This is a genomic window from Pseudomonas sp. 22082 (assembly GCF_052046055.1).
In the GTDB taxonomy this organism is placed as follows: domain Bacteria; phylum Pseudomonadota; class Gammaproteobacteria; order Pseudomonadales; family Pseudomonadaceae; genus Aquipseudomonas; species Aquipseudomonas pharyngis.
In genome coordinates this window covers 116,392-137,310 of the sequence record NZ_JBQEQB010000009.1, presented here as the reverse complement: position 1 = coordinate 137,310, position 20,919 = coordinate 116,392, and the positions used below count along the sequence as shown (strand labels likewise).

Sequence of the window (20,919 nt, the reverse complement as noted above, 5' to 3'; positions counted from 1 at the left end):
AACACCTGAGTACCCGCCGAGTGAGTGTCAAAAAATTGCGGGCCGCCCAAGAGAGTAGACCATGAGCCAAGGTATTGAATTTAATCGGTTGATGATGGACATGAAGGCCATGCAAATGGACGCCATGTCGAAGCCGAAATCGACTTCCGCTGTCCCGGAAGTGGCAGGCAGCAACTTTTCCGACATGCTCGGTCAAGCCATCAACAAAGTGAACGATACCCAGCAGGCGTCGAGCCAATTGGCCAACGCGTTCGAGATCGGCAAGAGCGGCGTCGATCTAACGGACGTGATGATTGCCTCGCAGAAAGCCAGCGTATCGTTCCAGGCCCTGACCCAGGTGCGCAACAAGCTGGTTCAGGCTTATCAAGACATCATGCAGATGCCGGTTTAAGGACGAGATTGAGTCATGGCAGAAGCAGTCGCCGATAACGTTCCGGCCAAGGCCACCCCGATAGACGGCAAACCGCCGCTGTTCGGCCTGTCCTTCCTGGAAAACCTCTCCGAGATGACCGTGCTGCGTCAGGTGGGCCTGTTGGTCGGCCTGGCCGCGAGCGTGGCGATTGGCTTTGCCGTGGTGCTGTGGTCGCAGCAACCGGACTACCGGCCTCTGTACGGCAGCCTTGCCGGCATGGACGCCAAGCAGGTCATGGACACCCTGGCCTCCGCCGACATTCCCTACACCGTCGAACCGAATTCCGGCGCCTTGCTGGTCAAGGCCGATGACCTGTCCCGTGCGCGGCTCAAGCTCGCGGCCGCTGGTGTCACTCCCAGCGACGGCAACATCGGTTTTGAAATCCTCGACAAGGAACAGGGTCTGGGCACCAGCCAGTTCATGGAAGCGACCCGTTATCGTCGCGGCCTCGAAGGCGAACTGGCCCGCACCATCTCCAGCCTGAACAACGTCAAGGGCGCGCGCGTTCACCTGGCGATCCCGAAAAGCTCGGTGTTCGTGCGTGACGAACGCAAGCCAAGCGCTTCGGTACTGGTCGAGCTGTACTCCGGTCGTTCGCTGGAGCCAGGCCAAGTGGTTGCCATCATCAACCTGGTGGCGACCTCCGTTCCCGAGCTGAGCAAGTCGCAGATCACCGTCGTCGACCAGAAGGGCAACCTGCTGTCGGATCAGGCGGAAAACTCCGAAATGACCATGGCCGGCAAGCAGTTCGACTACAGCCGCCGCATGGAAAGCATGCTCACCCAGCGCGTGCACAACATTCTGCAACCGGTACTGGGCAACGATCGCTACAAGGCTGAAGTCTCGGCCGACGTCGATTTCAGTGCCGTCGAGTCGACTGCCGAGCAGTTCAACCCGGATCAACCGGCCCTGCGCAGCGAACAGTCGGTCAACGAACAACGCACTGCCAGCAATGGCCCGCAAGGTGTGCCGGGTGCCTTGAGCAACCAGCCACCTTCGCCGGCTTCGGCGCCGCAGACCACCGGTGGTGCAGCCGCCCCGGCGAGCATGGTGCAGCCAGGCCAGCCACTGGTTGATGCCAACGGTCAGCAGATCATGGACCCGGCCACCGGCCAGCCGATGCTCGCGCCGTATCCGGCGGACAAGCGTCAACAATCCACCAAGAACTTCGAGCTCGACCGCTCCATCAGCCACACCAAACAGCAGCAGGGTCGCCTGAATCGCCTGTCGGTGTCGGTGGTGGTGGACGATCAGGTCAAGATCAACCCGGCCAATGGTGAAACCACCCGTGCGCCGTGGAGCGCCGACGAATTGGCGCGCTTCACCCGTCTGGTACAGGACGCCGTCGGCTTCGACGCCAGCCGTGGCGACAGCGTCAGCGTGATCAACATGCCGTTCTCCGCCGAGCGCGGCGAAGTGATCGCTGACATTCCGTTCTACTCCCAGCCATGGTTCTGGGACATCGTCAAACAAGTGCTGGGCGTGTTGTTCATCCTGGTGCTGGTGTTCGGCGTGCTGCGTCCGGTGCTCAACAACATCACCGGTGGCGGCAAAAGCAAGGAGTTGGCCGGTCTGGGCGGCGACATGGAACTCGGTGGCATGGGCGGTCTGGATGGTGAACTGTCCAACGATCGCGTCAGCCTCGGCGGCCCGACCAGCATCCTGCTGCCGAGCCCGAGCGAGGGTTATGACGCTCAGTTGAACGCAATCAAGAGTCTGGTGGCAGAAGACCCGGGTCGTGTGGCCCAGGTCGTGAAAGAGTGGATTAACGCAGATGAGTGATAACCGAGCCGCCGTCGCCAAACTGTCCCGGGTCGATAAAGCCGCGATTCTGCTGCTGTCCCTGGGTTCGACCGATGCCGCACAAGTGCTGCGCCACATGGGCCCCAAAGAGGTCCAGCGAGTTGGCGTGGCCATGGCCCAGATGGGCAACGTCCACCGTGAGCAGGTCGAGCAGGTCATGAGCGAGTTCGTCGACATCGTCGGCGACCAGACCAGCCTGGGCGTCGGCTCCGACGACTACGTGCGCAAAATGCTCACCCAGGCCCTGGGTGAAGACAAGGCCAACGGCCTGATCGACCGCATTCTGCTGGGCGGTAACACCAGTGGTCTCGACAGCCTGAAATGGATGGAGCCGCGCGCCGTTGCCGACGTGATCCGTTACGAACACCCGCAGATCCAGGCGATCGTGGTCGCGTACCTCGATCCGGATCAGGCCGGTGAAGTGCTGGGCAACTTCGACCACAAGGTACGTCTGGACATCATCCTGCGCGTCTCGTCGTTGAACACCGTGCAGCCGGCCGCGCTGAAAGAATTGAACCAGATCCTCGAGAAGCAGTTCTCCGGCAACTCGAACGCCTCGCGCACCACCCTGGGTGGTATCAAGCGGGCGGCGGACATCATGAACTTCCTCGACAGCTCGATCGAAGGCCAGCTCATGGACTCGATCCGCGAAGTCGACGAAGACCTGTCCGGTCAGATCGAAGACCTTATGTTCGTGTTCAACAACCTGGCCGATGTCGACGACCGCGGTATCCAGGCGCTGCTGCGCGAAGTCTCTTCCGATGTGCTGGTGCTGGCCCTCAAGGGGTCGGACGAAGGCGTCAAGGAGAAGATCTTCAAGAACATGTCCAAGCGTGCCGCCGAACTGCTGCGCGACGACCTCGAGGCCAAGGGCCCGGTGCGCGTCAGCGACGTGGAGACCGCGCAGAAGGAAATCCTCACCATCGCCCGCCGTATGGCCGAAGCCGGAGAAATCGTGCTCGGTGGCAAGGGCGGCGAGGAAATGATCTAAGCCCATGGACAAGCATGACGACGATGTGACGGACCTGATCCGTGCCCGGGACGTCCGCGGTTTCGAAACCTGGGCAATCCCGAGCTTCGATCCGCCGGCACCGGACCCCGAGCCGGAACCGGAGCCCGAACCGCCGGAAATGGAAGAAGTGCCGCTGGAAGAAGTCCAGCCACTGACGCTGGAAGAACTCGAAAGCATCCGTCAGGAGGCCTACAACGAGGGCTTCGCCATCGGTGAAAAGGAAGGCTTTCACAGCGCCACCCTCAAGGTGCGCCAGGAAGCCGAAGTGGTCCTGTCGGCCAAGGTCGACAGCCTTGAGCAATTGATGGCGCACCTGTTTGAGCCCATCGCCGAGCAAGACACCCAGATCGAAAAGTCGCTGGTCGACCTCGTGCAGCACATCGCCCGTCAGGTGATTCAGCGCGAACTGGCCATCGACTCGACGCAGATCGAACACGTCATGCGCGACGCGCTCAAGCTGTTGCCGCTGGGCGTGGGCAATGTGCGGCTGTACGTCAATCCGCAGGATTTCGAACAGGTCAAAGCCCTGCGCGAACGTCATGAGGAAACCTGGCGCATCGTCGAGGACGAAACCTTGCTGCCGGGCGGTTGCCGGGTCGAGACCGACCACAGCCGGATCGACGCCAGTATCGAAACCCGCGTCAGCCAGGTCATGGCCAAGCTGTTCGACCAGTTGCACGAGCAGGCCCTGCACCCGGCCGCGCCGGACCTGAGCCTGGACTTGCCGGAAACGCCGAAACCGGCACCTGTCACTGACGAGCCGCTCGCGGACGCCCCCGATGCGCCTTGAACGCACCAGTTTCGCCAAGCGCCTGAGCACTTACGCCGAAGCCACCGAAATCGCCGGTGCGCCGATCCTCGAAGGGCGCCTGCTGCGCATGGTCGGCCTGACGCTCGAAGCTGAAGGCCTGCGCGCCGCCATGGGCACCCGCTGCATGGTGATCAACGACGACACCTATCACCCGTCCCAGGTGGAAGCCGAAGTCATGGGCTTCTCCGGCAGCAAGGTGTTCCTGATGCCGGTCGGCAGTGTGGCCGGCATTGCCCCGGGCGCCCGCGTGGTGCCGCTGGCCGACACCGGTCGCTTGCCGATGGGCATGAGCATGCTCGGTCGCGTGCTGGACGGTGCCGGACGTGCGCTGGACGGCAAGGGTGGCATGAAGGCCGAAGACTGGGTGCCGATGGACGGCCCGACGATCAACCCGCTCAACCGAGACCCGATCAGCGAACCGCTGGACGTCGGCATCCGTAGTATCAACGGATTGTTGACGGTCGGTCGCGGTCAGCGTCTGGGCCTGTTCGCCGGTACCGGTGTCGGTAAGTCGGTGTTGCTGGGCATGATGACCCGCTTCACCGAGGCCGACATTATCGTCGTCGGCCTGATCGGTGAGCGGGGTCGGGAAGTTAAAGAGTTCATCGAGCACATCCTCGGTGAAGAAGGCCTCAAGCGTTCCGTGGTGGTGGCGTCGCCGGCGGACGATGCGCCGCTGATGCGTCTGCGCGCGGCGATGTACTGCACGCGGATCGCCGAGTATTTCCGCGACAAGGGCAAGAACGTCCTGTTGCTGATGGATTCCCTGACCCGTTTCGCCCAGGCCCAGCGGGAAATTGCCCTGGCCATCGGTGAGCCGCCGGCGACCAAGGGCTATCCGCCGTCGGTATTCGCCAAACTGCCGAAACTGGTGGAGCGCGCCGGTAACGCGGAGAAGGGCGGTGGTTCGATCACAGCGTTCTATACCGTGCTGTCCGAGGGCGATGACCAGCAGGACCCGATTGCCGACTCCGCGCGGGGTGTACTTGACGGGCACATCGTGCTGTCCCGGCGGCTGGCTGAGGAAGGGCATTACCCGGCCATCGATATCGAAGCCTCGATCAGCCGGGTGATGCCGGCAGTCGTGGCGCCGGAACACATGCAGCGCGCGCAATACTTCAAGCAGCTGTGGTCGCGCTATCAACAGAGCCGCGACCTGATCAGCGTCGGCGCCTATGTCGCTGGTGGTGACCGCGAGACGGACCTTGCCATCAATCTGCAACCGCAACTGGTCAGATACCTGCGTCAGGGGCTCAACGACAAAATCAGCCTGGGTGAAAGCGAGGCGTACCTCGAAACGATTTTCGCCCCGGCGGCCGGCGGGTAACCGGTCATGGCCCTGAGTCGAGCCGCGCGTCTGGCGCCGGTGGTGGACATGGCCGAGAAGGCCGAGAAAACCGCCGTGCAACGCCTGGGCTACTTTCAGGGGCAGGTGAAAGTCGCCGAGAGCAAACTCGCCGACCTCAACGCCTTTCGTCTGGATTATTCGCAGCAGTGGATCGTGCGCGGCAGCACCGGCGTGACCGGCCAATGGCTGCTGGGTTTTCAGGGCTTCCTGGCGCAACTCGACACCGCCGTCGATCAGCAGCGCCAGAGCCTGCAATGGCACCAGAACAACCTGGACAAGGCCCGTGACGCCTGGCAACAGGCATTCGCCCGGGTCGAAGGTTTGCGCAAACTTGTACAACGCTATCGCGATGAAGCCCAGCGCGCTGAAGACAAGCGCGAACAGAAGCTGCTGGACGAGTTGTCCCAGCGTTTGCCGCGTCATGAGGCGTTTTGACGAGCCGATCTCTGACAGATCCCGACGCTATCGCGCCTTGCCCATGGCCCCTCCAAGTGCTAAACCTTGTACAAGTTCGTCAATGACAAGGAAGCCAGTACATGTCAGTCGTTACAGAAGTCTCTGCGGACAAGAAAAAACTGACGATTTCGGTCAAGGGGCGATTCGATTTCGCCAAGCATCAGGAATTTCGCCAATCCTACGAAAAAGAGCAGCCCGAATCGGTGATTGTCGACCTCAAGGAGGCGACCTATCTCGACAGTTCGGCGCTCGGCATGCTGCTTCTGCTGCGTGATCACGTCGGCGGTGACGACTCGGAAATTCGCGTGGTCAACAGCAGTTCCGACGTGAAAAAAATCCTCGCCATCTCCAACTTCGACAAATTGTTCGACATCAGTTGACGGCCATGCAGCCGCTAGAGCCGCTGACGATCCTGATCGCCGAAGACAGCGCCGCCGACCGGTTGTTGTTGTCGACCATCGTCCGTCGCCAGGGGCACGAGGTGCTGACGGCCACCCACGGTGCGGAGGCGGTCGAGACATTCATCCGGCAAAAACCGCATCTGGTGTTAATGGACGCCATGATGCCCGTCATGGATGGGTTCGAAGCTGCACGGCAGATCAAGAAGCTGGCGGGTGAAAACCTGGTGCCGATCATCTTCCTCACCTCGCTGACGGAAAGTGAAGCCCTGGCCCGTTGTCTTGAAGCCGGCGGTGACGACTTTCTGGCGAAGCCGTACAACCAGGTGATCCTCGCCGCCAAAATCAAGGCGATGGATCGCTTGCGACGTTTACAGGCCACGGTTCTTCAGCAGCGCGACCTGATCGCCAAGCACCACGACTATCTGCTCAACGAGCAACGGGTCGCCAAGGCCGTGTTCGACAAGGTCGCGCATTCTGGTTGCCTGAGCGCACCGAACATCCGTTACCTGCAATCACCCTATGCGCTGTTCAACGGCGATCTGCTGTTGGCCGCGTACACCCCGGCCGGCGACATGCATGTGTTGCTTGGCGACTTCACCGGGCATGGCTTGCCGGCGGCGGTCGGCGCCATGCCGCTTGCCGAGGTGTTCTATGGCATGACCGCCAAGGGTTACGGTCTGGCCGAGACCCTGCGGGAAATGAACGCCAAGCTCAAGCGCATCCTGCCGGTGGATATGTTCTGTTGCGCGACGCTGTTGTGCCTGAGTTTTCAGCGACGCTCGGTGGAGGTCTGGAACGGCGGCATGCCGGACGGCTATCTGCATTGCCTCGCCACCGGGGAGCGCACGCCGCTGGCGGCACGCCACCTGCCGCTGGGGGTGCTCAGCCCGCAGACTTTCGATGACCGCACCGAAGTTCACCCGATGGCGGTGGGCGACCGCGTGTTCCTGCTCTCGGACGGGGTCATCGACACCTGCGATGCCAACGATCAGTTGTTTGGTGTCGAGCGCCTGCACAAGGTGTTCGCTGCCAATCGCCAGCCGGATCGGCTGTTCGAGGACATCGAGCAGGCGTTGCAGGACTTTCGCGGTGAGGCCCGGGACGATGTGAGCATGGTCGAGGTCAGCCTGCTGGAGGCCGAGCAGATCAATCCATCGGCGCCGGTGTATTCCGACAGTGGCCAGTCCTGTCCGCTGGACTGGTCGGTGAGCTTCGAATTTCGCGGTGCCACGCTCAAGCGTTTCAATCCGCTGCCTTACCTGTTGCAGTTGCTGCTTGAGGTGCATGGCTTGCGGGCGCAGAGTGGCGCACTGTACAGCGTGCTGGCCGAGCTTTATTCCAATGCGCTGGAGCATGGTGTACTGGGCCTGGACTCGAGCCTCAAGCGCGATGCCTCGGGTTTCGCCCATTATTACGAGCAGCGCAATGCGCGACTTGAGGCCCTGCAGGACGGTTACGTGCGCGTGCATTTGCAGGTGCGGCCGGAAGGCGAGGGCGGTTGTCTGGTGGTGCGGGTCGAAGACAGCGGTCAGGGATTTGACGTCGCGCGCGTGATGGAGCGGCCGCTCGACGAAGTCCGTCTGTCAGGGCGCGGTGTCAGTCTGATCCGCCAATTGAGCAAAAATCCAAGCTGGTCAGACGATGGTCGCAGTGCCCGCGTGGAATTTTTCTGGGAGGCTCTGGCATAATCCGCGCATTCTTGATCAAGGAGTGAACAAGTGGCTGATACACAGGTGGACCACAAAGCGCTGAGCGCGCTGCGGGAAGTGATGGAAGACAGCTATCCGGAACTGCTGGATACCTTTCTCGCCGATTCCGAAAATCGCCTGCGGGAGTTGCAGCAGACTGCCGATGCCGACGCATTGTCTCGCGTTGCGCACAGCTTCAAGGGCAGCAGCAGCAACATGGGGGCGACCCGTCTTGCGGTGCTGTGCCAGGAGCTGGAACAGCATGCCAAAGACAAAAGCCCTTCTGAAATCATCAAGCTGGTCGCCGATATTCATCGCGAATTCGACGATGTGCGGCCCGTATATGTCGCCGAGCGGCAGCGCTCGCTGACGCACTGATTCTGCCGTCGGGCGGTTTTGCAGGTTTCCTGGCGAAACTGGCCCGGCACTTGCAGTCATCTATCCCAACTGTACCTACGATCCCAGTGCAGCGGAGACCGTGCCATGCCTGCAAGCCCCAACATTCTTCTTCAGACCGCCGCCCAGGCCAAGGCGCAAGCTGCCTCGGCCAAGTCATCGGCAGTGGCCGCAGAGCCCGGGGACAAGGCCTCCAGCTTCGCTCAGGTGTTCGCCGATCAAGGCCCGAACAAGCCCTCGGTGACCGTCGACAATTCGGTCAAGCCTGCCCGTGACAAGGTTGCCGACAACAGCGGCAAGAAAGACCTCGGCAAGGATCAGTCTGCCGCCCCGACGCCGGCGGTTGCCGATAGCGGCAAAGCCTTGCCCGCCGACAAACCGGCGACGGCGGCAACGGACGACAAGACCACGGCCGATGACGAAACGGCTGAAACAGCGCCGGCCCCCGTTGCCGAAACGGCGCCGGTGGACCCGGCACTGGTGGCGGCGGTGGAGCCCGTCGTCACGGCACCGGTGGTGGACACGCCGGTCGTCGAGACAGCTGCGCAACCGGAAACCGACAAACCTGCCGTGGCGGCATTGCCGGGTATGGTCAAGGATCCGGCGCCGGCCACTGACCCGGCCTTCGACCCCGAGGCGGATCCGCTGGATTCGCTTCCCGCCGTGCGCCTGGCGATGGAGCAGAGCGGTCACATTTCCGCTTCCAGCCAGTCCCAGCCCAAGGCCACCCCGGCCCAGGCTCAGGCCGACGGTGAATTGACCTCGGCGCAGAATTTCGCTGCCGGCATGGCCAGCATGCTGGATGTGCAGGCGGACAAGGACAGCACCAGTCAGGGCGGTGAAAAGGCGTTCAGCGGTTTGATCGATGACGGCCTGAAAGATCTGAAGACCGCCACCAGCGACACCCGCGTGGATGATTTCGCCAACCGTCTGGCGGCACTGACCCAGGCTGCCACACCGAAAACCGCCAATGCGGTGCCGGTGAACCAGCCGATCGCCATGCACCAGAACGGCTGGACCGAAGAAGTAGTCAACCGGGTCATGTACCTGTCGAGCAACAACCTGAAGGCCGCCGACATCCAGTTGCAGCCAGCCGAGCTTGGGCGTCTGGATATCCGGGTGAACATGGTGCCGGACCAGCAGACCCAGGTGACCTTCATGAGCGCGCATCCGAGCGTGCGTGAAGCCCTCGACGGTCAGATGCACCGCCTGCGCGACATGTTCAACCAGCAAGGCATGGGGCAGGTCGATGTCAACGTTTCCGACCAGAACCGTGGCTGGCAGGGCCAGGGTCAGGAACAGGCGCAGCAGGGGCAGAGTGGTCGCACCAGCGCTGCCGGCGGTCGCCTGGATTCGACTGAAGAAGAGTTGACGCCGACTGCTGTGGCTGAATCCGCTGTTCAGACCACTAGCGTGATAGGCAGCAGTGCCGTCGACTACTACGCCTGACACGACGCTGTACTCCTGTGGGGGCGGGCTTGCTCGCGAAATCGGTAAGACAAACAACACATCTGTTGAATGTTGAACCGCATTCGCGAGCAAGTCGAATCGTCGCACCGCCGCTCCCACATTGGTTTGTGGTGCTCTCCACGATGCTCCGACACTTCTGGCATAACACTTGCTCTTGCCTTGCCGTGCGACTGTGAAAACCCGATTAGTGACGGATTATTGGCATGGCGAAGAGCGAAGCTGCAGCAGTAAAAGACCCCGCAACCAAAGGCAAACTCAAGCTGATCATCATGATCGTGTTGGGTCTGTTGCTGGCCATCGGTACGTCCGTGGGGGCGACGTGGTTCTTCATGCACAGTGCCCAGAGCAAGCCTGCGGCGGCCGCCGAAGCGGCCCCGGTCGGCAAGCAGGCGGCGATTTTCGAGCCGATGGCGCCGGCCTTCGTGGCCAACTACAACCAGAACGGCCGTCAGCGCTACATGCAGGTGAGCATCACCATGCTGGCGCGCAATCAGGCGGATCTGGAAGCGCTCAAAGTGCACATGCCGGTGATCCGCAACAACCTGGTGATGCTCTTCTCCGGTCAGGATTTCGCCACGCTGGCGACCCCGGTCGGTCAAGAGATGTTGCGCCAGAAGGCCACAGCCAGCGTCCAGGAAGTGGCGCAGAAAGAGCTGGGCAAAGTGGTGATCGAACAGTTGCTTTTCACTAATTTCGTACTGCAGTAGGAACACGACATGGCCGTGCAGGATCTGCTGTCCCAGGATGAAATCGACGCGCTGTTGCATGGTGTCGACGATGGTCTGGTACAGACCGATAACGCTGCCGAACCCGGCAGTGTCAAAAGCTACGACCTGACCAGCCAGGATCGCATCGTCCGTGGACGCATGCCGACTCTGGAAATGATCAACGAGCGTTTTGCCCGCTACACCCGCATCAGCATGTTCAACATGCTGCGCCGCTCGGCGGACGTTGCCGTCGGTGGCGTACAGGTGATGAAGTTCGGCGAATACGTGCACTCGCTGTACGTGCCGACCAGCCTCAACCTGGTCAAGATCAAACCCCTGCGCGGCACCGCGCTGTTCATCCTCGACGCCAAACTGGTGTTCAAACTGGTGGACAACTTCTTCGGCGGCGACGGCCGTCACGCCAAGATCGAAGGGCGTGAATTCACCCCGACCGAGCTGCGCGTGGTGCGCATGGTGCTGGAGCAGGCGTTCGTCGACTTGAAGGAAGCCTGGCAGGCGATCATGGAAGTCAACTTCGAGTACATCAACTCGGAAGTGAACCCGGCCATGGCCAACATCGTCGGCCCGAGCGAAGCGATCGTGGTTTCCACGTTCCACATCGAACTCGACGGCGGTGGCGGCGATCTGCACGTGACCATGCCGTACTCGATGATTGAGCCGGTGCGCGAAATGCTCGACGCCGGTTTCCAGTCGGACCTCGACGACCAGGACGAACGCTGGGTCAATGCCCTGCGCCAGGACGTGCTCGACGTCGACGTGCCGATCGGTGCCACCGTGGCCCGCCGCCAGTTGAAGCTGCGCGACATCCTGCACATGCAGCCGGGTGACGTGATTCCGGTCGAGATGCCGGAAGACATGATCATGCGCGCCAACGGCGTGCCGGCCTTCAAGGTCAAGATGGGCTCGCACAAAGGCAACCTTGCGTTGCAGGTGATCGAGCCGATCGAGCGCCGCTGAAGCGGCGCCCTCACTCCCTGATTCTTTTACCGGTTTTTTGCCCGCCGAGGACAAATGATGAACGACGATATGAACACGCAGGACGATCAGGCACTGGCCGATGAATGGGCTGCCGCCCTGGAAGAAACCGGTGAAGCCGGGCAGGCCGACATCGACGCGCTGCTGGCCGCCGACGCAGGTACTTCGAGCTCCAACCGTCTGCCGATGGAAGAGTTCGGCAGCGTGCCGAAGAACAACGACCCGGTGACCCTCGACGGTCCGAACCTGGACGTGATCCTCGACATTCCGGTGTCGATCTCGATGGAAGTGGGCAGCACCGACATCAACATCCGCAACCTGCTGCAACTCAACCAGGGTTCGGTGATCGAGCTTGATCGTCTGGCCGGCGAGCCGCTGGACGTGCTGGTCAACGGCACCCTGATCGCTCACGGTGAAGTGGTGGTGGTCAACGAAAAGTTCGGCATCCGTCTGACCGACGTGATCAGCCCGAGCGAACGCATCAAGAAGCTGCGCTGAGTGAAAAAGGTTCTGGGGGCTTTGTTCGGCCTGGCACTGGCGTTGCCGTTCAGCGTGCTGGCGGCCGAGCCGGTGGCGACCACGGCAGCGGCGGCTGCGCCAGCCGTCAACAGCGGCGTGGCGGGGCAGTTGACGCAGCTGGTGCTGGGGCTGTTGCTGGTGCTGGGGTTGATCTTCTTCCTCGCCTGGCTGTTGCGCCGGGTGCAGCAGGCAGGTCCCGCCGGCAAGGGCCAGGTGATCGAGTTGATCGGTTCCCGCGCGCTCGGGCCGCGTGACCGTCTGATGCTGGTGCAGGTCGGTAACGAGCAGATTCTGCTCGGCCTCAGCCCCGGAACCATCACTGCGTTGCACGTGCTCAAAGAGCCGGTCGAGGTGCCGAGCACCGCCGACAAAGCGACTCCGGAATTTGCCCAGCATCTGTTGAAGATCCTCGGCAAGGATCAGAAGGATAAGAAGTAATGGGTGCGTTGCGCATCGTCTTGACCCTGGCGTTGATGTTGGCCGCGCCGCTGGCATTCGCCGCCGATCCGTTGTCGATCCCGGCGATCACCCTGGGCACCAACGCCGAGGGCGCGCAGGAGTACTCGGTCAGCCTGCAGATCCTGCTGATCATGACGGCGCTGAGCTTCATTCCGGCGGCCGTCATCCTGATGACCAGTTTCACCCGGATCATCATCGTCTTCTCGATCCTGCGTCAGGCCCTGGGCCTGCAGCAGACACCGTCGAACCAGATCCTCACCGGCATGGCGCTGTTCCTGACGCTATTCATCATGGCGCCAGTGTTTGATCGCGTGAACAACGATGCCTTGCAGCCGTACCTCGCGGAAAAGCTGACGGCCCAGCAGGCAGTGGAAAAGGCTCAGGTGCCGATCAAGGACTTCATGCTCGCCCAGACCCGCTCCAGCGACCTGGAGCTGTTCATGCGCCTGTCCAAACGCACCGACATCGCGACGCCGGATGCTGCGCCGCTGACCATTCTGGTGCCGGCCTTCGTGACGTCTGAGCTGAAGACCGCGTTCCAGATCGGCTTCATGATCTTCATCCCGTTCCTGATCATCGACCTGGTGGTCGCGAGCGTGCTGATGGCGATGGGTATGATGATGCTGTCGCCGCTGATCATCTCGCTGCCGTTCAAAATCATGCTGTTCGTGCTGGTGGATGGCTGGGCGCTGATCATCGGCACCCTGGCCAGCAGTTTCGGAGGTGTATCGCCATGACGCCAGAAGTAGCGGTCGACATCTTTCGCGAGGCCCTGTGGCTGACCACCATGATGGTGGCGATCCTGGTGGTGCCGAGCCTGTTGGTGGGCCTGCTGGTGTCGATGTTCCAGGCCGCCACCCAGATCAACGAACAGACCCTGAGCTTCCTGCCGCGTCTGCTGGTGATGCTGGTGACGCTGATCGTCGCCGGCCCGTGGCTGGTGCAGACGTTCATGGAATACATCACTCAGCTGTACAAAAACATTCCGATGGTCATCGGCTAAGCCATGCAATCGCTGCTTCAGCTGACCGATACCCAGATCAGTACCTGGGTGGCGACGTTCATGCTGCCGCTGTTTCGCGTCGCCTCGATGTTGATGGTGATGCCGGTCTTCGGAACCACGCTGGTGCCCCGGCGGATCCGTCTGTACTTCGCTTTTGCGATCACCGTGGTGATCACGCCCAACCTGCCGCCGATGCCGGCGGTCAGCCCTCTGGACCTCAGCGGTCTGCTGCTGATCGCCGAGCAGATTCTGGTCGGTGCAGTGCTGGGTTTCTCTCTGCAATTGTTCTTTCAGGCCTTCGTGGTGGCCGGGCAGATCGTCGCGATCCAGATGGGCATGGGCTTCGCGTCGATGATTGACCCTACCAACGGCGTGTCGGTGGCGGTGATCGGGCAGTTCTTCACGATGCTGGTGACCTTGCTGTTCCTGTCGATGAACGGGCACCTGGTGGTGTTCGAAGTGCTCACGGAAAGCTTCACCACGCTGCCGGTCGGCGGCGGGCTGATGACCACGCATTACTGGGAGCTGGCCGGCAAGCTCGGCTGGGTGCTGGGCGCCGCGTTGTTGCTGGTGCTGCCGGCAGTCACCGCGCTGCTGGTGGTCAACATCGCCTTTGGCGTGATGACCCGCGCTGCGCCACAGCTGAACATTTTCTCCATCGGCTTTCCGCTGACCCTGGTGCTCGGCCTGTTCATCGTCTGGGTCGGGCTGGCGGACATTCTCAATCAGTATCAACCGCTGGCCACCGAGGCCTTGCAGTTTTTACGCGAACTGGCAAAGGCGCGCTGAGTCATGGCTGAGAGCGAAAGCGGTCAGGACAAAACAGAAGACCCCACGGAGAAGCGCAAAAAGGACTCCCGGGAAAAGGGTGAGATTGCCCGTTCCAAGGAGCTCAACACCCTGGCGATCATGCTCGCCGGCTCTGCCGCACTGCTGATCTTTGGCGGGATGCTGGCGCAGGATTTGATGGACCTGATGCGCCAGAACTTCACGCTGTCGCGGGAAGTGATCATGGACGAGCGCTCCATGGCGACGTTCCTGATGAGCAGCGGATTGCAGGCGTTGCTGGCGATTCAGCCGATCATGATCACCCTGTTGCTGGCCGCTTTCCTCGGGCCGATCGCGCTGGGCGGCTGGCTGTTCGCCGCCGGTTCGCTGGCCCCCAAGTTCAGCCGGATGAACCCGGCGGCGGGCCTCAAGCGGATGTTCTCGATGAAGGCTGTGGTCGAACTGCTCAAGGCGCTGGCCAAGTTTCTCATCACCTTGGGCGTGGCGCTGGTGGTGCTCAATGCGGACATCGACGACCTGCTGCGCATCGCTCACGAGCCGCTGGACCGGGCGATCATTCACAGCTTGCAACTGGTGGGCTGGAGTTCCCTGTGGCTGGCCTGCGGGTTGATCATCATCGCCGCCGTCGACGTGCCCGTGCAGATCTGGGAGAGCATCAAAAAGCTCAAGATGACCAAGCAGGAAGTGCGCGACGAGCACAAGGACCAGGAAGGTCGGCCAGAGGTCAAACAACGCATTCGCCAGCTCCAGCGCGAGATGTCGCAGCGCCGGATGATGGCGGCGATCCCGGATGCCGACGTGGTCATCACCAACCCGACCCACTACGCGGTGGCGCTCAAGTACGACGCCGAGAAGGGCGGGGCGCCAATGCTGCTGGCCAAGGGCAGCGACTTCCTGGCGCTGAAGATCCGCGAAATCGCCGTGGCCAACAACGTCATGCTCCTCGAATCGCCAGCCTTGGCGCGTTCCATCTACTACTCCACGGAGCTGGAAGAAGAAATCCCCGGTGGCCTGTACCTGGCGGTCGCTCAGGTCCTGGCCTACGTCTACCAGATCCGCCAGCACCGCGCGGGCAAGGGCAAATTCCCGGAACCGCTCAAGGACGATCTGCCGATCCCGCCGGATCTGCGGCGCGATTCCTGATTGTGATGAAGCAAAAAAAACCGCCTCCGGTTGAAACTGGTGGCGGTTTTTTCATGCCTGATGACCTGTGTTGCTTGTGCGGTCGCTTTCGCGGGCAAGTCGAATCGTCGCACCGCCGCTCCCACAGTGATTTGTGGTGTGCTCATATTTTCCGAGCGACGCCAAACCTGTGGGAGCGGTCTTGCCCGCGAAGGCGTCAATCGCCACGGCACATCTATCAAGCCTTTACGCGGAAGTCTGCGACGGCGGTATCTCCAGATTATCCAGCACCCGATTCACTGCCAGCTCCCCGAGCATGATCAGTTGCCCAATCCCCACCAGCGTCCTGCGCTGCGAGGCGGGCATGAGGTGGGTGAAGTCATTGACGATGGTTCTGGCTGAAGCCAGGGTTTCGCAGGCATCGGCCAGCAGTTCTTCGTTTTTGAAGTCCGCGGTGACGGCGTACATTCTGCGGGTCTTGCGCGGTGGTGGCGTGTAGCCGGGCGGGCAGAGATAGTGATCGAGGGCGCGGTCGGCGGCTTCGTGAAGCTTTCTGGAATCGGCGGATTCGTAGGGCGAGGCGGGATCGGTTTCGGGTGGGTTGGGTGTGGGTTTGATCATGGTGAAGCTCCTTTGGGTGGAGCCGCCAAATCGAGTCGCTAAACAGGAAGGGTGGCGGCTGTACGCAGGTTAGCGAACCGGTCAAAGGCACCCGGCAGACCGCAAGGGTCTCCCGCATACAGCCACCATAACGAAATTGCAGACATACGGATCCGCAACGAAGCCAGGAACGCTGGTGCACCTTTAAATTGAGCCGAGTCGCTAAACCCGATCGCTGATTCGTCAGCGACCGATCCACAATAGAACCCGACCCCAAGGCGCACAAGCCGGCGGATTCTGGCGTAGCTGTAGGCAATGGCGCAAGGATTCGTGGCCTCGGAGGCGTGTCTTGAGGTGTCTTTTAAACGCCAGAGTTTAAAAGACAATGGGTGCCGTCGGTCTGAAACGTCCCGCGACCTGTTAGTTCTGACAGTAGACGCGTGTTGTGCCCGGGCGCCTTATAAATCCGGAATTCACGCCGTTGCCTATTCGCACTCCGCGAACGCAGTGGTTGATAACTCATTCACTTGAAATCGGGGATAGAACATGACAAGGCGCGTTTACCGAAAACTGCCGGGCATGGAGATGGAGTTCGTTTCAGGGAAACTGGAAAGGGACGCAGGCGAGCGGGCCATCTTCTATGAGGCGACGTTCGACCTGAAGCTGGACTTTCTCAACTTTCTGGTCATGGCTAATCAGTTCATTGCGAATTATCTGGATAAGCCCATCAATGCGATTCGGCCTGAACTGGCCGGGTTTGCGTATCACTACTCCTACAACTACTTCTTTGGTGCGGCCGGTAATATCAGCGATAACCCGTCGTTGTTCGCTCTCTTCACCGACCCTGGTTACTACATGGACCAATGGGCGAGTGATGGCGGGCCCGTAGAGCAACGATATGGAAAACCCTCGTTCACGGTGGTCGGCAACCAATTGCGCATCACGACGCGGCAGTACTTTCGGCTGGATGCGGGGGCTCCTCCGATTGAAATCAGCGACCTGCCATTCATGCGTTTCGAATGGGCATTGAATCTGATGGAAGGTCATGCGAAGTCCACTGATGTCGCGCCTGTCACCATGGTGGTACTGATGTATACGGAGGAGGACGTTGTCGATGTTGGTGGTCACAGCGTGTTCAGGGGCGCGCGCTATCTGGATAATGCAGCCCTCTCTTTCGGACCGATCACTTCGGCGCACATTCTGGTAGCCAGTTGACTATCGGGAATTCATCTCAGTGAACATCGCTGAACAGGGGCGGGCGCACGACGTGCGTGCCGCCCCTTTGTGCATTCATCACCCCTCTGTTTCAAGCCTTGGCAAAAGTTGGAAGGCTTCTTGCAGTAGCCGCCGTGCGCCTGCTTCGGGCGTCAAAAGTTTGCTTTAAAGGAACGGGGAAAACCGGTGGATCGCTCTCAGTTATTCAACACTGCTCGCTCGAATGTTGCCGACCTCAGTCGAGGCAATCTGGGTGTGCCGCTGTTGCTGCTGGTGATGCTGGCGATGATGATGTTGCCGGTGCCGCCGTTCCTGCTCGACGTGTTCTTCACCTTCAACATTGCCCTGTCGATCGTCGTGCTGCTGGTCTGCGTGTACGCCTTGCGGCCGCTGGATTTTGCGGTGTTTCCGACGATCCTGCTGGTAGCGACGCTGTTGCGACTGGCGCTGAACGTGGCGTCGACGCGGGTGGTGATGCTCCACGGTCAGGACGGCCACGCCGCTGCCGGTAAGGTGATTCAGGCCTTCGGTGAGGTGGTGATCGGCGGTAACTACGTGGTCGGTATCGTGGTCTTCGCGATCTTGATGATCATCAACTTCGTCGTGGTGACCAAGGGTGCGGGCCGGATCTCCGAGGTCAGCGCGCGTTTCACCCTCGACGCGATGCCCGGCAAGCAAATGGCGATCGACGCCGACCTCAACGCCGGTCTGATCGATCAGGCCCAAGCCAAGGCCCGTCGTCAGGAAGTGGCCCAGGAGGCAGAGTTCTACGGTTCGATGGACGGTGCCAGCAAGTTCGTGCGCGGTGACGCCATCGCCGGCCTGCTGATTCTGTTCATCAACCTCATCGGCGGCATGGCCGTCGGTATCTTCCAGCACAACATGACTTTCGCCGACGCCGGCAAGGTTTACGCCTTGCTGACCATCGGTGACGGTTTAGTGGCGCAATTGCCATCACTGTTGTTATCTACAGCGGCGGCGATCATGGTGACCCGTGCTTCCGGCTCGGAAGACATGGGCAAGCAGATCAATCGCCAGATGTTCGCCTCGCCCAAAGCGCTGGCGGTGGCTGCCGGTCTGATGGCGGTCATGGGCCTGGTGCCGGGCATGCCGCACTTCTCGTTCCTGACCATGGCTGCACTGGCGGCCGGTGGCGCTTACCTGTTCTGGAAGAAGCAGAACGTGGCCAAGGTCATCGCGCTGGAAGAGGTCAAGCGCCAGCAGGAACTGCTGCCGTCGCCGGCCCGCGCCATGGAAACCAAGGAGCTGGGCTGGGACGACGTGACTCCGATCGACATGATCGGCCTGGAAGTCGGCTACCGCCTGATTCCGTTGGTGGACCGCAACCAGGGCGGGCAATTGCTGGCGCGGATCAAGGGCGTGCGCAAGAAGCTCTCGCAGGATCTGGGCTTTTTGATGCCGACCGTGCACATCCGCGACAACCTCGACCTGGCGCCGAGCGCCTATCGCCTGACCCTGATGGGCGTGATCCTGGCCGAAGCCGAGATCTACCCGGATCGCGAACTTGCGATCAACCCGGGTCAGGTCTACGGCTCGCTCAACGGCATTACCGCCAAAGATCCGGCTTTCGGCCTGGAGGCGGTGTGGATCGAAGTCAGCCAGCGCGCGCAGGCGCAATCGCTCGGTTACACCGTGGTCGATGCCAGCACCGTGGTTGCGACTCACTTGAACCAGATTCTGTACAAGCACTCCAGCGAGCTGATCGGCCACGAAGAAGTGCAGCAATTGATGCAATTGCTGGCCAAGAGCTCGCCGAAACTGGCTGAAGAGCTGGTGCCGGGCGTGGTCACGCTGTCGCAGTTGCTCAAGGTATTGCAGGCGTTGCTGGCCGAACACGTGCCGGTGCGCGATATCCGCAGCATTGCCGAAGCCATCGCCAACAATGCCGCCAAGAGTCAAGATACCGCCGCTTTGGTGGCCGCTGTGCGGGTCGGCGTATCTCGCGCCATCGTCCAAAGCATTGTAGGGACTGAGTCGGAGCTGCCAGTTATCACGCTGGAGCCAAGGTTGGAACAAATATTGCTCAATAGTCTGCAGAAGGCAGGACAAGGCTCGGAAGAGGGCGTTCTGCTGGAGCCGAGCATGGCCGAGAAGCTGCAGCGTTCGCTGATCGAAGCGGCGCAGCGCCAGGAAATGCAAGGTCAGCCGGTGATCCTGTTGGTAGCAGGCCCGGTACGCGCGATGCTCTCGCGCTTCGGTCGCCTGGCAGTTCCCGGACTGCACGTGCTGGCCTACCAGGAAATTCCGGACAACAAGCAAGTGACCATCGTTGCGACAGTAGGGCCCAACGGCTGAGGTAGTGGTTTATGCAAGTTAAGCGTTTTTTCGCCGCCGATATGCGTCAGGCCATGAAGCTGGTTCGTGATGAGCTGGGCGCTGATGCCGCCATCATTGGCAACCGCCGCATCGCCGGCGGCGTCGAGCTGACGGCGGCGCTCGATTACAAACTGTCGGCGCTGGCCCCGCGCGTTCCGAACATGGAACTCGAGGATGAGCTGCGCAAGACCCAGTCGCGCATCGTCACCGCCCAGGCCGAACTGAGCCTGCGTGGCGAAGCCGACGGCAACACCAATCGCCAGTTGTTCGCCGGGCTGCCGTTGACGGCCGGCCTGCCGCTGACCGCTGCTGAACCCCTGACCGAACCCACTTACGAGGCGCCGGCCCGCCCAGCCCCGGCGCCTGCACCGGCCGCCGCTGGCGTCGACCCGCGTGCACTGGACTCGATGCGCTTCGAGCTCAACAGCCTGCGCGAACTGATGGAAGTGCAACTCGGCACCCTGGCCTGGAACCAGCTGCAAGGCAGCCGTCCGGCTCAGGCCAATCTGTACCGTCGTCTGCAACGCATCGGTTTGTCCGGCCCGTTGTCCCGCGATCTGCTGTCGATGATCACCGAGATCGACGAACCGCGTCAGGCCTGGCGCATGTTGCTGGCGCACCTGGCACGAATGATTGCCGTACCGGAAGTCGAGCCGTTGGAAGAGGGTGGGGTGATTGCCATGGTCGGCCCGGCCGGCATGGGCAAGACCACCACCCTGGCCAAACTGGCCGCCCGCTACGTGCTCAAGTACGGCGCGCAGAACATCGCGCTGGTGAGCATGGACAGTTTCCGTATCGGCGCGCAGGAGCAGCTCAAGACTCTGGGCCGCATCCTTAACGTTTCGGTGACCCACGTCGATCCGGGCCAGTCCCTGGTGCAGGCGCTGGATCCACTGCTGCGCAAACGCGTGGTGCTGATCGATACCGCCGGCCTGCAAGCCAGCGATCCGGCGCTGCGCATGCAGCTGGAAAGCCTGGCCGGTCGTGGCATTCGGTCGAAAAATTATCTGGTGCTGGCAACCACCAGCCAGAAACAGGTTCTAACCGCCGCGTATCACAGTTACAAGCGTTGCGGGCTCGCCGGCTGCATCCTGACTAAACTGGATGAGACGGCCAGTCTTGGCGAAGTGCTGAGCCTGGCGATCAGTCACGAACTGCCGGTCGCCTACCTGACCGATGGGCCGCGTATTCCGGATGATCTGCATCTGCCGCGCCGTCATCAACTGGTCAGCCGCGCCGTCAGTGTGCAAATGCAGGAAGAACCCAGCGAAGAAGCCATGGCTGACATGTTCGCTGATATCTACCACAGTCCGACCAAGCAGGTTGGCTGAGGTAATGAACCGTTTTTGTACCTACATCGATGGTCTGCCATGCA

Annotated in this window: 22 protein-coding genes; 21 read left to right on the top strand and 1 reads right to left on the bottom strand. The window is 61.4% G+C overall.

What is annotated here, in order from left to right:
* Positions 1-61: 61 nt before the first annotated feature.
* The 18 genes from fliE (at position 62) to flhB (ending at position 15,413) form a co-directional block, all read left to right on the top strand.
* Complete coding sequence (gene fliE, locus ACTJK9_RS13135) at positions 62-391, top strand: flagellar hook-basal body complex protein FliE (protein ID WP_011333048.1); 330 nt, start codon at positions 62-64, stop codon at positions 389-391.
* Positions 392-406: 15 nt separating this feature from the next.
* Positions 407-2,194, top strand: coding sequence for a flagellar basal-body MS-ring/collar protein FliF (gene fliF / locus ACTJK9_RS13130; protein ID WP_007958290.1), 1,788 nt, complete (start codon positions 407-409; stop codon positions 2,192-2,194).
* On the top strand, positions 2,187-3,206 hold the full coding sequence (fliG, locus tag ACTJK9_RS13125) for a flagellar motor switch protein FliG (RefSeq protein WP_007958288.1): 1,020 nt from the start codon (positions 2,187-2,189) through the stop codon (positions 3,204-3,206). Before fliF ends, fliG begins: the two co-directional genes overlap by 8 nt.
* 4 nt (positions 3,207-3,210) lie before the next feature.
* On the top strand, positions 3,211-4,017 hold the full coding sequence (fliH, locus tag ACTJK9_RS13120) for a flagellar assembly protein FliH (RefSeq protein WP_440814219.1): 807 nt from the start codon (positions 3,211-3,213) through the stop codon (positions 4,015-4,017).
* Positions 4,007-5,365: a flagellar protein export ATPase FliI gene (gene fliI, locus ACTJK9_RS13115; RefSeq protein ID WP_039765593.1), complete on the top strand. Its 1,359-nt coding sequence runs from the start codon at positions 4,007-4,009 to the stop codon at positions 5,363-5,365. The genes fliH and fliI overlap by 11 nt, the downstream gene beginning before the upstream one ends.
* Before the next feature lie 6 nt (positions 5,366-5,371).
* Positions 5,372-5,821, top strand: a complete 450-nt coding sequence (gene fliJ / locus ACTJK9_RS13110; RefSeq protein WP_011333052.1) for a flagellar export protein FliJ — start codon at positions 5,372-5,374, stop codon at positions 5,819-5,821.
* A 101-nt stretch (positions 5,822-5,922) separates the two neighbouring features.
* Positions 5,923-6,222: an STAS domain-containing protein gene (locus tag ACTJK9_RS13105; protein ID WP_011333053.1), complete on the top strand. Its 300-nt coding sequence runs from the start codon at positions 5,923-5,925 to the stop codon at positions 6,220-6,222.
* Positions 6,223-6,227: 5 nt separating this feature from the next.
* Positions 6,228-7,931, top strand: coding sequence for an ATP-binding SpoIIE family protein phosphatase (locus ACTJK9_RS13100; protein ID WP_085611529.1), 1,704 nt, complete (start codon positions 6,228-6,230; stop codon positions 7,929-7,931).
* Positions 7,932-7,961: 30 nt separating this feature from the next.
* Positions 7,962-8,309: an Hpt domain-containing protein gene (locus ACTJK9_RS13095; RefSeq protein ID WP_085611528.1), complete on the top strand. Its 348-nt coding sequence runs from the start codon at positions 7,962-7,964 to the stop codon at positions 8,307-8,309.
* 105 nt (positions 8,310-8,414) lie between these two features.
* Positions 8,415-9,776, top strand: a complete 1,362-nt coding sequence (locus tag ACTJK9_RS13090) for a flagellar hook-length control protein FliK (RefSeq protein WP_440814214.1) — start codon at positions 8,415-8,417, stop codon at positions 9,774-9,776.
* Between the two features lie 224 nt (positions 9,777-10,000).
* Positions 10,001-10,504, top strand: a complete 504-nt coding sequence (gene fliL / locus ACTJK9_RS13085; RefSeq protein ID WP_440814211.1) for a flagellar basal body-associated protein FliL — start codon at positions 10,001-10,003, stop codon at positions 10,502-10,504.
* A 9-nt stretch (positions 10,505-10,513) separates the two neighbouring features.
* On the top strand, positions 10,514-11,482 hold the full coding sequence (gene fliM / locus ACTJK9_RS13080; RefSeq protein ID WP_003222890.1) for a flagellar motor switch protein FliM: 969 nt from the start codon (positions 10,514-10,516) through the stop codon (positions 11,480-11,482).
* 57 nt (positions 11,483-11,539) lie between these two features.
* A complete protein-coding gene (gene fliN, locus ACTJK9_RS13075) occupies positions 11,540-11,998 on the top strand; it encodes a flagellar motor switch protein FliN (RefSeq protein ID WP_011333057.1) in 459 nt (152 codons plus the stop codon).
* The gene (gene fliO, locus ACTJK9_RS13070) at positions 11,999-12,457 is read left to right on the top strand and encodes a flagellar biosynthetic protein FliO (protein ID WP_007951949.1); all 459 of its coding nucleotides are present in this window, start codon (positions 11,999-12,001) and stop codon (positions 12,455-12,457) included.
* Positions 12,457-13,215 (top strand): flagellar type III secretion system pore protein FliP, encoded by a 759-nt coding sequence (gene fliP, locus ACTJK9_RS13065; RefSeq protein ID WP_039765605.1) that lies wholly within the window; start codon positions 12,457-12,459, stop codon positions 13,213-13,215. The genes fliO and fliP overlap by 1 nt, the downstream gene beginning before the upstream one ends.
* On the top strand, positions 13,212-13,481 hold the full coding sequence (fliQ, locus tag ACTJK9_RS13060) for a flagellar biosynthesis protein FliQ (RefSeq protein WP_007951951.1): 270 nt from the start codon (positions 13,212-13,214) through the stop codon (positions 13,479-13,481). Before fliP ends, fliQ begins: the two co-directional genes overlap by 4 nt.
* Positions 13,482-13,484: 3 nt before the next feature.
* A complete protein-coding gene (fliR, locus tag ACTJK9_RS13055; protein ID WP_085611525.1) occupies positions 13,485-14,270 on the top strand; it encodes a flagellar biosynthetic protein FliR in 786 nt (261 codons plus the stop codon).
* A 3-nt stretch (positions 14,271-14,273) separates the two neighbouring features.
* Positions 14,274-15,413: a flagellar biosynthesis protein FlhB gene (gene flhB, locus ACTJK9_RS13050; RefSeq protein WP_039765610.1), complete on the top strand. Its 1,140-nt coding sequence runs from the start codon at positions 14,274-14,276 to the stop codon at positions 15,411-15,413.
* A 225-nt stretch (positions 15,414-15,638) separates the two neighbouring features.
* Here the strand turns inward: flhB and ACTJK9_RS13045 are convergent, their stop codons facing one another.
* Positions 15,639-16,013, bottom strand: coding sequence for a DUF6124 family protein (locus ACTJK9_RS13045; protein ID WP_440814207.1), 375 nt, complete (start codon positions 16,011-16,013; stop codon positions 15,639-15,641).
* 525 nt (positions 16,014-16,538) lie between these two features.
* Here ACTJK9_RS13045 and ACTJK9_RS13040 point away from each other — a divergent pair.
* The 3 genes from ACTJK9_RS13040 to flhF all read left to right on the top strand — a co-directional run bounded on the left by ACTJK9_RS13040 (position 16,539) and on the right by flhF (position 20,875).
* Positions 16,539-17,207: a hypothetical protein gene (locus ACTJK9_RS13040; protein ID WP_440814205.1), complete on the top strand. Its 669-nt coding sequence runs from the start codon at positions 16,539-16,541 to the stop codon at positions 17,205-17,207.
* Between the two features lie 186 nt (positions 17,208-17,393).
* Positions 17,394-19,523, top strand: a complete 2,130-nt coding sequence (flhA, locus tag ACTJK9_RS13035; RefSeq protein ID WP_064378626.1) for a flagellar biosynthesis protein FlhA — start codon at positions 17,394-17,396, stop codon at positions 19,521-19,523.
* Positions 19,524-19,534: 11 nt separating this feature from the next.
* Complete coding sequence (gene flhF / locus ACTJK9_RS13030; protein WP_064594406.1) at positions 19,535-20,875, top strand: flagellar biosynthesis protein FlhF; 1,341 nt, start codon at positions 19,535-19,537, stop codon at positions 20,873-20,875.
* The last annotated feature ends 44 nt before the right edge of the window (positions 20,876-20,919 follow it).

Bases quoted from the DNA above. Each gene is read 5' to 3' on its own strand.
- flhB (WP_039765610.1), top strand. From the start codon at position 14,274: ATGGCTGAGAGCGAAAGCGGTCAGGACAAAACAGAAGACCCCACGGAG.
- fliG (WP_007958288.1), top strand. From the start codon at position 2,187: ATGAGTGATAACCGAGCCGCCGTCGCCAAACTGTCCCGGGTCGATAAA.
- fliR (WP_085611525.1), top strand. From the start codon at position 13,485: ATGCAATCGCTGCTTCAGCTGACCGATACCCAGATCAGTACCTGGGTG.
- fliP (WP_039765605.1), top strand. From the start codon at position 12,457: ATGGGTGCGTTGCGCATCGTCTTGACCCTGGCGTTGATGTTGGCCGCG.
- fliQ (WP_007951951.1), top strand. From the start codon at position 13,212: ATGACGCCAGAAGTAGCGGTCGACATCTTTCGCGAGGCCCTGTGGCTG.
- fliH (WP_440814219.1), top strand. From the start codon at position 3,211: ATGGACAAGCATGACGACGATGTGACGGACCTGATCCGTGCCCGGGAC.
- ACTJK9_RS13100 (WP_085611529.1), top strand. From the start codon at position 6,228: ATGCAGCCGCTAGAGCCGCTGACGATCCTGATCGCCGAAGACAGCGCC.
- fliI (WP_039765593.1), top strand. From the start codon at position 4,007: ATGCGCCTTGAACGCACCAGTTTCGCCAAGCGCCTGAGCACTTACGCC.
- ACTJK9_RS13105 (WP_011333053.1), top strand. From the start codon at position 5,923: ATGTCAGTCGTTACAGAAGTCTCTGCGGACAAGAAAAAACTGACGATT.
- fliM (WP_003222890.1), top strand. From the start codon at position 10,514: ATGGCCGTGCAGGATCTGCTGTCCCAGGATGAAATCGACGCGCTGTTG.
- flhF (WP_064594406.1), top strand. From the start codon at position 19,535: ATGCAAGTTAAGCGTTTTTTCGCCGCCGATATGCGTCAGGCCATGAAG.
- fliN (WP_011333057.1), top strand. From the start codon at position 11,540: ATGAACGACGATATGAACACGCAGGACGATCAGGCACTGGCCGATGAA.
- ACTJK9_RS13040 (WP_440814205.1), top strand. From the start codon at position 16,539: ATGACAAGGCGCGTTTACCGAAAACTGCCGGGCATGGAGATGGAGTTC.
- fliJ (WP_011333052.1), top strand. From the start codon at position 5,372: ATGGCCCTGAGTCGAGCCGCGCGTCTGGCGCCGGTGGTGGACATGGCC.
- ACTJK9_RS13090 (WP_440814214.1), top strand. From the start codon at position 8,415: ATGCCTGCAAGCCCCAACATTCTTCTTCAGACCGCCGCCCAGGCCAAG.
- ACTJK9_RS13045 (WP_440814207.1), bottom strand. From the start codon at position 16,013: ATGATCAAACCCACACCCAACCCACCCGAAACCGATCCCGCCTCGCCC.
- fliL (WP_440814211.1), top strand. From the start codon at position 10,001: ATGGCGAAGAGCGAAGCTGCAGCAGTAAAAGACCCCGCAACCAAAGGC.
- fliF (WP_007958290.1), top strand. From the start codon at position 407: ATGGCAGAAGCAGTCGCCGATAACGTTCCGGCCAAGGCCACCCCGATA.
- fliE (WP_011333048.1), top strand. From the start codon at position 62: ATGAGCCAAGGTATTGAATTTAATCGGTTGATGATGGACATGAAGGCC.